At 65.1% G+C, this 11,473-nt stretch carries 10 protein-coding genes and 1 pseudogene; 2 read left to right on the top strand and 9 right to left on the bottom strand.

All coding sequences use genetic code 11. The features are described 5' to 3' along the window. The 7 genes from AC1DJW_RS26105 to AC1DJW_RS26075 all read right to left on the bottom strand — a co-directional run. A partial coding sequence (locus tag AC1DJW_RS26105; protein ID WP_476902846.1) for a Gfo/Idh/MocA family protein occupies positions 1 to 323 on the bottom strand: 323 nt, incomplete at its 3' end. Beyond that, complete coding sequence (locus AC1DJW_RS26100; RefSeq protein WP_476902909.1) at positions 320 to 1,069, bottom strand: sugar phosphate isomerase/epimerase family protein; 750 nt, start codon at positions 1,067 to 1,069, stop codon at positions 320 to 322. The genes AC1DJW_RS26100 and AC1DJW_RS26105, both read right to left, overlap by 4 nt. A 40-nt stretch (positions 1,070 to 1,109) precedes the next feature. Continuing rightward, entirely contained in the window at positions 1,110 to 2,003 is an 894-nt protein-coding gene (locus AC1DJW_RS26095) for a carbohydrate ABC transporter permease (protein ID WP_476902908.1), read from the bottom strand. Further along, on the bottom strand, positions 2,003 to 2,983 hold the full coding sequence (locus AC1DJW_RS26090; RefSeq protein ID WP_390281752.1) for a carbohydrate ABC transporter permease: 981 nt from the start codon (positions 2,981 to 2,983) through the stop codon (positions 2,003 to 2,005). Before AC1DJW_RS26090 ends, AC1DJW_RS26095 begins: the two co-directional genes overlap by 1 nt. A gap of 11 nt (positions 2,984 to 2,994) precedes the next feature. Next, positions 2,995 to 4,305, bottom strand: a complete 1,311-nt coding sequence (locus AC1DJW_RS26085; protein ID WP_284753086.1) for an ABC transporter substrate-binding protein — start codon at positions 4,303 to 4,305, stop codon at positions 2,995 to 2,997. A gap of 135 nt (positions 4,306 to 4,440) precedes the next feature. After that, positions 4,441 to 5,241, bottom strand: coding sequence for a hypothetical protein (locus tag AC1DJW_RS26080; RefSeq protein ID WP_476902907.1), 801 nt, complete (start codon positions 5,239 to 5,241; stop codon positions 4,441 to 4,443). Continuing rightward, positions 5,238 to 6,350 carry a Gfo/Idh/MocA family protein gene (locus AC1DJW_RS26075; RefSeq protein ID WP_390281758.1) on the bottom strand — a complete coding sequence of 371 codons (1,113 nt, stop codon included), beginning with the start codon at positions 6,348 to 6,350 and terminating at the stop codon, positions 5,238 to 5,240. Before AC1DJW_RS26075 ends, AC1DJW_RS26080 begins: the two co-directional genes overlap by 4 nt. A gap of 177 nt (positions 6,351 to 6,527) precedes the next feature. On the opposite strand from AC1DJW_RS26075, the gene AC1DJW_RS26070 reads away from it, so the two are divergent. After that, positions 6,528 to 7,748, top strand: coding sequence for an ROK family transcriptional regulator (locus tag AC1DJW_RS26070; RefSeq protein ID WP_390281760.1), 1,221 nt, complete (start codon positions 6,528 to 6,530; stop codon positions 7,746 to 7,748). Between the two features lie 83 nt (positions 7,749 to 7,831). After that, positions 7,832 to 9,028: an MFS transporter gene (locus tag AC1DJW_RS26065; protein WP_476902906.1), complete on the top strand. Its 1,197-nt coding sequence runs from the start codon at positions 7,832 to 7,834 to the stop codon at positions 9,026 to 9,028. Between the two features lie 211 nt (positions 9,029 to 9,239). Here the strand turns inward: AC1DJW_RS26065 and aceB are convergent, their stop codons facing one another. Together aceB and AC1DJW_RS26055 are read right to left on the bottom strand one after the other, a co-directional pair. Then, a complete protein-coding gene (aceB, locus tag AC1DJW_RS26060; RefSeq protein ID WP_476902905.1) occupies positions 9,240 to 10,892 on the bottom strand; it encodes a malate synthase A in 1,653 nt (550 codons plus the stop codon). A 422-nt stretch (positions 10,893 to 11,314) separates the two neighbouring features. Further along, positions 11,315 to 11,473, bottom strand: a pseudogene (locus tag AC1DJW_RS26055) (isocitrate lyase); the annotation flags it as partial.

The following is an 11,473-nucleotide window of genomic DNA, read 5'->3' as shown; positions in this document are numbered from 1 at the left end:
TTCTCGGTCCAGACGTGCTTGCCCGCGTTCACGGCAGCCGTGGCCACCTCGACATGGGCTGCCGGGATGGTCAGGTTCACGATGATCTCGACGTCGGGATGGTTCAGCGCCAGCTCCGGCGAACCGAACTCGGGGATGCCGTATTCCTTCGCCCGGGCCTCCGCGGCTTCCTCGAACAAATCCGCGATGACGTGGACCTTCAGGTCCGGGAAGACCGTCAGGTTGTCCAGGTAGGCCTTGCTGATGTTGCCCGCCCCGATGACCGCGACCCCCACCGGCCCCCGGCGGGCGGACGGGGTGGACTGGTGCGTTGCCGCGCTCATGCGTTCACGTCCTGTGCTGCGTTGTCCTGAAGGAAGGCGAGGCTCTGGGCGATGCCTTCAAAGATGTCTCCGGCGTAGTCGTCGAACTCCACGACGCCCACTTCCAGGGACTTGGCGGCAGCAACGACGTCGAGCACCGGGATGGTGCCCTGGCCGGCAGGCTGCTGGGCCTTGGTGTCGGTGGTGCCGGGGCCGTCCTTGATGTGGATGAACTTTACGCGGTCGCCGAGGCGGGCGAGCAGTTCCACCGGGTTCTGGCCTCCAACAGCGGCCCAGTAGGTGTCGACTTCCAGGACCAGTTCCGGGTCAAGGAGGCCTTCGAAGTACTCCAGGGCGGTCTGGCCCTCGATGATGGACTCGAGTTCCCAGGCGTGGTTGTGGTAGCCGACGCGGATGCCGTATTCGGCGCCCTTCTTCGCTGCGGCGTTGAGTTTTGCAGCGGTGGCCTGGATGTCCTCGGCGTTCCGCCAGTGCTCGGCAGGCAGGTACGGATCGATGACCGTGGAGATGCCCAGTTCCTTCGCAGCGGCGAAGATCTCATCCTGGTCCTGGCTCAACAGCGGCGCGTGCCCTGACGGGGCGCTCAGCCCGTTCTCCTTCAACGCGGCGCCGAGCTCCTTCGCGGTGGCCACGAAATTGTAGGGTTCAACCTGCGTGAAACCGATCTCGGCAACCTTCTTGATGGTGCCCGGCAGGTCTTCCTGCATGGCATTGCGCAGGGTATACAGCTGGATGGAGTAAGACATGGTTTTCCTTTGCGTTGTCAGTTGCGTGAAAAAGGTTCGATTATCGGCCGGCGAGGGATCCGCCGATGCCGCCGACGCTGAAGTACTTGTTCAGCGTGGCGAAAACGATGATGGGCGGGAGCATCATGACGACGGCGAGTGCCATGACGCCGGACCAATCGGTGAGGTTTTGCTGGAAGAAGGACTGCACGCCCACGGGCAGGGTAAAGATTTCGTTGGAGCGCAGGAACACGATCGCTACGAGGTAGTCGTTCCAGGCCAGGAGGAAGGCGAAGATCGCCGTGGACAGGATGCCGGGCAGGGAATTGCGCAGCACCACCTTCGTGAACGATCCGAACACGGAGCAGCCGTCGATCCAGGAGGCTTCCTCGAGGCTGACCGGGATGGAATCGAAGTAGGCCGCCATCATCCAGGTGGCCACGGTCATGGTGGACCCGACGTAGATGATGATCAGGCCGAGCAGGTTGTCCACGAGTCCCATGCCTGCGAAGAGGATGAACAGCGGGACCACGGAGGTGATGATCGGCAGGGACTGCATGACGAACAGCAGCAGGGAGTAGCCGGAGACGGCTTTGGAGCGGCCGCGCGAGAGGACGTAGCCGGCGGGTGCGGCGACGGCGACAGAGACGATCACCGTGGAAAGCGTGGTGACGAGGCTGTTGGTCAACCAGGTGCCGGCGAGGGTCTTGGAGAAGACGCCCGTGATGTTTTCCAGGGTCAGGCCGGTGGCGGTGCTGTTCGGGCCCGGTGTGAGGGCCAGGACCACCGTGACCATGATCGGGACGAGGACGATCGCGGTGATGGCAAGGATCAGGACGAACCGCCACCAGCGTCCGCGCATGCCTGCTTCGGAGAGGACGCGGCGGGTTTTCTCGGGTCCCGCGACGCCGAGCGCGGGTCCGGATTCGGGGTGGGCGTGGAGTACTGCGCTCATTATTCGACGCTCGACTTTCGGATCTGGCGGTACAGGAAGACCGACACGACGACGAGGGTGAGGGTCATGAGGAAGGCGATGGCGACGCCGGGACCGGTCTGGAAGTCCTGGAAGACGCTGCGGTAGGCCAGGACAACGAGGGAGGTGGTGGCGTCGACGGGGCCGCCGCCGGTGAGCAGGTAGATGGTGGGGAAGTCGTTGACGCAGAAGATCGTCATCAGGATCCAGCTGATGTAGGTGGAGCGGGCGATCATCGGCAAGGTGATCTGGGTGAACTGTTGCCACTTGCTGGCGCCGTCCATGCTGGCCGCTTCGTAGACGGTGGTGTCCACGGAGGCCAGGGCGGCGGAGATCATCATCATCATGAAGGGGAAGCTGACCCAGACCTTGAAAACCATGACCATGACGGCGGCGAGGTGCGGGTCGGCCAGGAACAGCGGCGTGCCCAGTCCGAGGTTGCGGAAGATAGAGGGGATGAGGCTGTCCGGGGTGGCGACGAGCCAATTCCAGGCGGTGGAGGACACCACGATCGGCACCACCCAGGGCAGGAGGAGCAGGACCTTGAAGGTGCCGCCCGCCGGGATCTTGGTGCGCAGGAGCAGGGCCAGGCCAAGGCCCACCAGCCAGGAGCCGAAGACACCGACGATCGTGAACCACAGCGTGAACTGTGCGGCCTTCCAGAAGGCGGGCGAAGACAGTACGGTGGCGAAGTTGTCGACGCCGACAAAGTTCCCGGTGTCGATCAGGGAGCCGTCGTGCGTTGCCTGGACGCCGGCGTAGATCAGCGGGTAGCCGTTGATCAGGACGAGCAGGACGATGGACGGCAGCAGGAGCCAGAAAAAGGTCCGTTTGGTCTGGCCCGACAGTTTGCTCTTGCGGTTCAGGCCGCCGCTGCGGTGTTGTGACCCGCCACCCGGGCCGCCGGGGGCGAGGCCCCGGCGGGCCCGGGCCAGGCCCGATTGTGCGGTGGTTGATGACATGGCAGGCCGCTTTACTTCTTGAGGACTGACTGGAGACCGGTCTGGAAGGCCGTGAGTGCCGACTTGGCGTCGGTCTTGCCTGTGAGGATGGTCTGGGTGAACTGGTTGAGTGCCTGGCCGCCGTCAAGGACAGCGAGGTTGGCGTTGAGGGACGTTCCCTGCGCGGCGAAGGTCTTCGCGATGGGCTGGTATTCCTTGACGATCTTGACGTTGTTGGGATCGCTGGCAAACTCGGGAAGTTCGGTGATGGACTTGAAGACCGGGAGCGCGTTCATGAGCTTCTGCTGCCACAGGGATTTGAGCTGTCCCATGTAGTAGGTCAGGAATGCCTCGGAAGCATCCTGGGAAGGGGTGTTCTTGTACATCATGATGTTGTTCGGGAACACCAGTGTGGCCTTGTCGCCGTGTGGACCGGCCATCGGGCTGGCCACCAGGAGATCCCCGGAGGTGTCGCCTACGCGCTGCGGGACGCCGAGCACGTACATTCCGAAAGCGGCCTTCTTGTTCTTCCACTGCGCGTCGAGGTTGTCCGAGGTGTAGCTGACGGCCGCAGGGTCGATGATGCCGTTGGAGACCAGTTCGAGGAGGAACTCGGTGGCTTCCACGTTGCGGTCGTTCATGACGTCCAGCTGGCCGTCCTTGGTGAAGACGCCACCGCCGTTGTTGATCATCATCATGATCATCAAGTGGTTGCCGATGTTGTTGCCGGCTCCGGAGCCTGTCGCGAACCCGACGGCACCGATGCCCTTGAGCTTCTTGCCGGCCTCGAGCAGGCTGGGCCAGTCGGTCGGAACCGCTACACCGGCCTGGTCGAATAGGGACTTGCGGTACCACAGGGGGCGCATGTCCAGCTGCCACGGGACAGCAACGTAGCCCTTGTCCGACTTGAACGGCTCCAACACGCCGGGCAGGAAGTCGTCGAACTGGCCGTTCTTCTTGAGCGCATCGATGACTTTGTCCGCGTAGGCGATCTGGCCCTGCTGCTCGAACTGGAACGCCTGGAAGCCACCACCGGTGGACACCGCCGGACCGGTCTTGGACGCAATGGCCGAGGAGAACGTCTGGTAGAAGTTGTTCCACTGGATGATCTGGTAGCTGGCCTTGCTGTTGGCCCCCGAGAAGCCCTCGGTGATCTTCTTCGCGGCGTCGTTATAGGCCGGGGTGGCCCACGGCATGTCCCAGAACTTGATCGCGCCGCCAGCGGAGCTCGAGCTGGAGCCGCCACCGCAAGCTGCGAGCAGGGGGACAGCCGCTGCTGCCGCCGTGAGGCCCAGGAAACCCCTGCGGGAGAAATTGCGGCTGGCTTCGGACTGAACATTCATGATGATTCCTTTCGGGACCGCTGCGTGGTCTTCGCGTTTGATGCGGTCCGGCTCGTCGTCGAGAAGGCTAATGATTGCTTTGATGCTCTGTTTTGCTCGATTGTGCTGGTTGCGTGTTTAAGGAGAGGTGCAGGTTCAGGAGAGGTGCGCGATGGATTCCGTCAGCCGCGCAAAGCCAGCCAGATCGGAGGGGAGGGTACCGGCGTCGAGGTGTTCCTTGAGCCGGCGCCAGGTGGTGCGGTGGGCGGATTCGTAAACCGTCGGCAGGAGGATTTCCCCTTGGGGCCCGGTGGCGCGGACTTCTGCCGGCCAGGCGGCAAGCGGTTCCGGGACCGCAATGCTGACAGCGCCGTCGTCGGTATAGAGGCGGAAGTCGACGCCGGCGGGCCGGGAGTTGCTCAGCACGCCTTGGAGCGAAACCGGAGCTCCGTTGGCGAGGCGGGCGGAAACCGTGTAGCCGTGCGTTCCGCGGTGCAGGACGCGAAGCGCGTCCAGTTGCCCGGTGACGCGCACGACGGCGGCGAGGTGCTCGGTGAGCAGCCGTTCCGGATCCGCGCCTGCCGCGGCCGTCGCGACCGTGTCTAGCATGGCGGCGCGGCCGGCTACCGTGCGGACGGCGTCTTCGGCTCCAGCGAGACCTGGGTTGGATGCCCAGCGCTGGTCCAGGACCACCGCGACGCCGCGTGCTTCGGCGGCGTTGAGCAGGGCGGCCGTGTTTTCCGGGACCGGGTTGACGACGACGATGCCCGACGCTCCGCCGTCGATCGCCTTGATCGCCTCGGCGGTCCAGCCCGCGGCGCCGTCGAGGGCGGAGATCCGTGCGGCCTCCCCGGCCGCTACCGGACCGTAGCTCGCCGGAAGCGAAGCAACCGCGAGTGCCACGGAGCCGCTCTCTTCCGCCTGCGGGGTGGCAGTGACCGTGTAACGGGTGCTCATGAGTGGGCTCCTGCATGGCTGTTCGCGTGCTCCGCCGCGGCGACATCCACTGTGGCGTCGGCAATGGCTATCGCGAAGGTGAGGTCATTGATGAGGCTTTCGGCTGACGGCGGTTGCTTGGTTCCGAGGGCCAGTTGGGCGAGTTCGCGCCATTCGCCCTCGTAGCCGTTGTGCTCGAACGGTCCGTAGGTGGTGCTTGTGCCGCCGCGGGTGATGGTTGCGACGGCGGAACCCGCCTGTACATAGGAAGGAGTGAAGTCCACGCGAAGGGCTGCGTCGTCCGAGATCGCTTCGAAGACCCATTCCGGCTTCCAGGTTTTGTTCATGGCTGCCCTGAGTTCGATGATCCGGTCACCTGCCCCCTGTTTTCCGGAACGAAGGGAGATCACGTAACCGAAGGGGCGCACGTGGCGTGCCTGTAGCACCTCGAGGTCTTCGAAATCCGGCGTGAAGCGGCGGACGAGGGGAAGGTCGTGGATGGCGAGTCCCATGATGCCGCCGCGGAGGGCGTTCTTGATGACCTCGATGTCGCTGTAGTCAGGGGTGCCGCCTGCGGGCCGGGTGATGATTTCGGTGGCGAAGTCTTCGAAACGGGCATTGGGCGGGAGAACGATGGAAGAACGGATGGTGTGGACGTTCTCAGGGAGATCGCCCCAATTGCCTTCCGCTGCGAGCCAGCCTGGATCGAAGGTGTGCATGGCGCCCACGATGATCGGCACGCCCGTTTCCTCGCTGACCGCCGAAATCCGGGCCGCCTCCTCACCGCTCATGGCGAAGGGCTTTTCGCAGAGGACGGCCTTCTTTCCCGCGCGGCACGCGGCGATGACTTGGTCCGCGTGGAACTGGTGGGGGCTGCAGATCGCGACGATGTCGACGTCGGGATCGCCCAGGAGCGCGTCCATGCTGGTGCTGTGGTTGGCGCCGACGCGTGCTGCGACCGATTCGGCGACCACTGCGTCGACGTCCATGATGTGGCGGACTTCCAGGATGTTCCGGAGCCGGGCCAGGGAAGGAAGGTGGATTGCTTGGGTGACCGGGCCGGCGCCAAGAATGCCGACGCCGAGGGGCTGTGGTGATCCTAACGATGTTGCCTGTGAGTGGCTGGACAAGATCAGTTACCTCTTCGTAAACGGAGTCTCTGAGTTTCAGCACGGCCTGGTGGGCTGCGTGACCCTTCTCACAAACAACCTACGACGACTTTTGTCGATGAGCAAGCAAAAGTTGAAAATCATTCGACAATCTTTTTGCTGCGTGACAGCCATAAGCAATCGTGCTATCACTGATGCATGACTTCAGCACCCGAAAAAGCCCCGGGCAAGGACGGTTCCGTACAGGACGCCGGGAGCCTTTCGCGTGCAGGAGATCTGTTTCAGCTTCTTCGCGACGGCCAGGCACGAACCCGCGCCGAACTCGCCATCACCACCGGACTGGCCCGTTCCACCGTCGCCTCGCGCATCGACGCCCTCATGAACTCCGGACTCGTGGGCCCCGCCGGTGAGGCGAGTTCCAGCGGCGGCAGGCCGCCGTCGCGCTTCGCCTTCAACCCCGCCGCCCGCGTTGTCTTGGCGGTCGACGTCGGAGCGACGCACGTGATCGTCGCGGTCACCGATCTCGGCGGAACAGTCTTGGCCGAGCACCGCCTCGCGCAGGAAGTCGCCGACGGTCCCGAGATCGTGCTTGGCAGGGTTGTGTCGGAAGGACGGGAGCTCCTCACCGAAGCCGGCCGCAGCCTTGACGACCTTGCCGGGATCGGCATCGGGCTGCCCGGCCCGGTGGAACACGACACCGGCAGGCCGATCAAGCCGCCGATCATGCCCGGCTGGGACGGATTCGACGTGGTCCGTTACATGCAGCGTTCGCTGCCGGTTCCCGTCCTGGTGGACAACGACGTCAACATCATGGCCTTGGGCGAACGCACAGCGTATTGGCCGGACCACGACAATTTGCTCTTCATCAAAATCGCCACGGGCATCGGCGCGGGCATCATCAGCAGCGGCGAGCTGCAGCGCGGCGCAAACGGCACCGCCGGGGACCTCGGCCACGTCCGGGTTCCCCGCGGCGACGACGTCCTCTGCCGCTGCGGGAACTACGGTTGCCTTGAGGCACTCGCCTCGGGACCCGCCGTCGCCCGCCAACTGCACGCCCAAGGGCTCGCGGCCAGCAACGGCGGCGACGTGCTGCGGCTCGTGGCCGAGGGAAACCTCCAAGCAATCCAGGCACTCCGGCAGGCCGGACGCGACGTCGGCGATGTCCTGGCGACGGTGGTCAATCTGCTTAACCCCTCCATGATCGTGATCGGCGGCAGCGTGGGGGAGGCGGGCGAGCACCTCGTGGCCGGCATCCGCGAAGTCGTCTACCGGCGCTCCCTTCCATTGGCCACCTCGCACCTGCGAATCGGCATCTCGATGGCGGGCGACCAGGCCGCGATCCTCGGTGCGAGCCAGATGGTCACCCAGCACGTTTTGTCTCCGGCAGTGATCGAGGCCACGCTCCAAGCAACCGGCTGACGGGCGACTTATGCCGTTCCGCTGCGGCACGCCGTGATAGCAATGAAGGTGATGCCTACTTTCCCCGCCCTTCAGTGCGCCCCATGACCGGCCAATTGCTCGCCAAGGTCCCTCGAGGCTGGCTCATCCTTGCGTGCATCGGCCTCATCGCCCTCAACATGCGAGGACCCTTCGTCGCGGTTGCGCCGGTGGTGGATTCCCTGAAACGGGATCTTGGATTCTCGCCCGTGGAACTCGGGCTGCTGACGGGCATTCCAGTGCTCTGCTTCTCGCTCGCCGCCCCGCTCGCCTCAATGGCCGGACGCAGGTTCGGCGCCGAATTCGCGGTGATGCTCACGCTTGCGGGTGTGCTGGCCGGCGTCGTGATCCGCTCCAGCGGCGGCGGCATTCCGGTCATGGTGGGTACTGCCCTTATCGGCCTCGCCATCACTATCGGCAACATCGCCGTGCCACTCATCATCCGCCGCGACTTCGCCCCGCGACGCCAGGCAACCGCGATGGGTGTGTACACGGCGGCGCTGAACATCGGGTCCTTCCTGACCTCGGTGGCCACGGCCCCGCTCGCGGAACTCGTGGGCTGGCGCCTTGCCCTCGCGGCGAGTGCCCTCCTGGCGCTGGCGGCCATCCTGTTCTGGATCCCCGCCGTCGGTGCCCGCAGCGCGTTCATTCCGGCTGCGGTGCCGGCCGCCGATGGTTCGCGGGCCGGCAAGGCCTCCGGCGTTGTCTGGCTGACCGTTGGACTGACGCTCGGTTTCGCCGGCCAGGCATTCTCGTACTACGGCGTGACCGCGTGGCTTCCGAGCTTCCTGGCCGACGAACTGGGCATGGGCACCGCACAAGCCGGCGCGGGATCGTCGCTCTTCCAGATTCTCGCGATTGTCGGTGGCCTCGGCGTCCCGCTGCTCGCCCGTTTCGCCAGTACGACGGCGGTGGCGGCCACCTTGGGTGCCTTGTGGCTCACAGTGCCGTTGGGCTTGTTGCTGGCCCCGGGCTGGTGGTGGCTGTGGTCATCCCTCGGCGGAGTCGCGCAGGGTGGCGGCATCACGGTCATCTTCATCGCCATCATCAAGTTCGCCCGCGACCAAGCCTCGGCAGGGAAGATGTCCGCCGTCGTGCAAGGGGTCGGTTACTGCTTCGCGGCCTTGGCTCCAACCGTCATCGGCTACGTGCACAGCGTCTCCGGCAGCTGGACCGTGCCGCTCCTGGTAATCCTTGGCTCGGTCGCCGCGTTCTGCGTTTGCACCACCCTCTCGGTGCGCTGGGTGGCCCGGCAACGCTAGCCCCGCGCGAACGTCGTCGTCCCTTAACCCCGCGCGAACTGGCAGCAGATGACCGTTCCCAAGCGTTTTGGGGTCATCTGCTGCCAGTTCGCGCGTGTTGATGAACGTGTTGATGAAGGGGTTCCGTCGCTGGGCTGCCCTCCCCGACCATCGGGGTCACTTGTTGCGAAGAGTGCAGACAGCCCAGCGGCGGGAGCTTTTATCTACGGATTCAGGCGGCGACGAGTTCTTCCTTGGTCGCTTCCTCGCGGGCTTCGGTGAGGTAGCGGGCGTAGGCCGGGATGGTCAGGAAGGTGGGGAACTCCTCGGCCAGGGTGACTTCTTCGAAGATGCTGCGGGCGTCGTTGAAGCGGTCGTCGTCGAAGCGTTCGAGGCGTGCGAACTCTTCGTCCAGGAGGTCGTTGATCCACTCGCGGGTGATGACTTCACCGGTGTCGGTGATGGCGTGGGAGTAGATCCATTGCCACAGCTGTGAACGGGAGATCTCCGCCGTTGCCGCGTCTTCCATGAGGTTGTGGATAGCCACGGCACCGTTGCCGCGCAGCCAGGACTCGATGTAGCGGATGCCCACCTCGATGTTGTTCCGGATGCCGGTTTCGGTGATGGTGCCCGTGGTGGAGGCGACGTCGATCAGGGCACGGTCGTCGGGGGTGACGTCCTCGCGTGAGCGGTCCAGCTGGTTCGGACGGTCCCCGAGTACGCCGTCGAACACTTCCCGGCACACCGGGACCAGGTCCGGGTGTGCGACCCAGGAACCGTCGAAACCGTCGCCGGCTTCGCGGGTTTTGTCCGCGCGGACCTTCTCGAACGCTGCCGTGTTGGCGGCCTCGTCCTTGCGGTTGGGAACGGCTGCGGCCATGCCGCCGATCGCCATGGCGCTGCGGCGGTGGCAGGCCCGGACCAGCTGCTCGGTGTAGGAGCGCATGAACGGCTGGGTCATGGAGACCTGGGCGCGGTCCGGCAGCACGAAGCGGGGGCCGCGGGTGCGGAAGTTCTTGATGACGGAGAAGATGTAGTCCCAGCGGCCGGCGTTTAGGCCCGAGGCGTGATCGCGCAGCTCGTACAGGATTTCCTCCATTTCGAACGCCGCGGTGATGGTCTCGATCAGCACCGTGGCGCGGATGGTGCCCTGCGGGATGCCGAGCAGGTCCTGGGCCTGGATGAAGATGTCGTTCCAGAGGCGGGCCTCGAGGTGGTTCTCGATCTTGGGCAGGTAGAAGTACGGGCCCTTGCCCTGTGCCAGCAGGCGGCGGGCGTTGTGGAAGAAGAACAGGCCGAAGTCGACCACGCCACCGGCAACGGGCTTCCCGTCGATGAGCATGTGTTTCTCCGGCAGGTGCCAGCCGCGGGGCCGGACCACGATGGTCGGCAGTTCCTCGGCGGCACGGAGCTTGTACTCCTTGCCCTCGGGCGACGTGAAGTCGATCCGGCGTTCCAGGGCATCCGTGAGGTTCAACTGGCCCTGGATGACGTTGCGCCAGGTGGGGGTGGAGGAGTCTTCCATGTCGGCCAGCCACACCTTGGCGCCGGAGTTCAGCGCGTTGATGGTCATCTTCCGGTCAACCGGCCCGGTGATCTCCACACGTCGGTCCTCCAGGCCCGGTGCCGGCGGAGCGACGCGCCAGTTCGGATCGTTGCGGATTTCCGCCGTCTCCGGGAGGAACCGCGGGTCCTGGCCGCTGGCGATCTGGCCGCGGCGGGCGTGCCGGGCCTGCATCAGCTCCTGGCGACGCTCCGCCGTGGCCCGATGCAGGGTTGCCACGAACTCAATGGCATCCGGAGTAAGGACCTCGTTCTGCCGGTGAATGGGCTGGGCGGTCAGCGTGATGCCGTTGATCGTGTAATTGTCGGTGAAGCTGTTCATTTCAATCTCTCCTCAGAGAAGCAATGTTCGACGGCGGGCTGTTGGTTTGGCTGGGTTCGGGGCCGGGTTGCGTGCCGACCAAGGCAATCCTCCGCGTGCTATTCCCCATCCCCGCCCGAGGAGGCCTCGCAAAGCTCGGCCGGGGCGGGGACAGGGCCCCTTTTACGCACGCTTCCGGATCACCTTGTCCGGCTGCCGGTAAGGCGCCTTACGCTCAAGGCCGGAGGGCCGGTATTGCGGCAGCCTGCGTAAAGGGGCCCTGTGCCCATCCCCGACCGAGTTCTACGAGGTCATGGGATGGGCATGGGGATAGCAGGCAGAGCATTGCCGGTCCGTAGGCCGTAGGCGAGTGCCGCCGTCGGGATGGGCCCACTGCCGCCAGGTTCCCTCGCGAGCTTGCGAGCGGAGGGAGCGGCTGGGGATTAGTGGAACTGGCCTTCTTCGGTGGATCCCACCAGGGCCAGGGTGGATGCGTTCGGGTTGAGCGCAGTTGCGATGTCGTCGAAGTAGCCGGTGCCGACTTCGCGCTGGTGCTTGGTTGCGGTGTAGCCGCGGGACTCGGAGGCGAATTCCTTTTCCTG

The sequence above is a fragment of the Arthrobacter sp. 05L417 genome (assembly GCF_056397865.1).
Note: the sequence above shows the minus strand (reverse complement) of the source record. Positions and strands in the feature narration are given on the sequence as shown.

Excerpts from the sequence above, each read along its gene's own strand:
- AC1DJW_RS26090 (WP_390281752.1), bottom strand. The coding sequence starts at position 2,983 with ATGTCATCAACCACCGCACAATCGGGCCTGGCCCGGGCCCGCCGGGGC.
- aceB (WP_476902905.1), bottom strand. The coding sequence starts at position 10,892 with ATGAACAGCTTCACCGACAATTACACGATCAACGGCATCACGCTGACC.
- AC1DJW_RS26065 (WP_476902906.1), top strand. The coding sequence starts at position 7,832 with ATGACCGGCCAATTGCTCGCCAAGGTCCCTCGAGGCTGGCTCATCCTT.
- AC1DJW_RS26100 (WP_476902909.1), bottom strand. The coding sequence starts at position 1,069 with ATGTCTTACTCCATCCAGCTGTATACCCTGCGCAATGCCATGCAGGAA.
- AC1DJW_RS26070 (WP_390281760.1), top strand. The coding sequence starts at position 6,528 with ATGACTTCAGCACCCGAAAAAGCCCCGGGCAAGGACGGTTCCGTACAG.
- AC1DJW_RS26085 (WP_284753086.1), bottom strand. The coding sequence starts at position 4,305 with ATGAATGTTCAGTCCGAAGCCAGCCGCAATTTCTCCCGCAGGGGTTTC.
- AC1DJW_RS26095 (WP_476902908.1), bottom strand. The coding sequence starts at position 2,003 with ATGAGCGCAGTACTCCACGCCCACCCCGAATCCGGACCCGCGCTCGGC.
- AC1DJW_RS26080 (WP_476902907.1), bottom strand. The coding sequence starts at position 5,241 with ATGAGCACCCGTTACACGGTCACTGCCACCCCGCAGGCGGAAGAGAGC.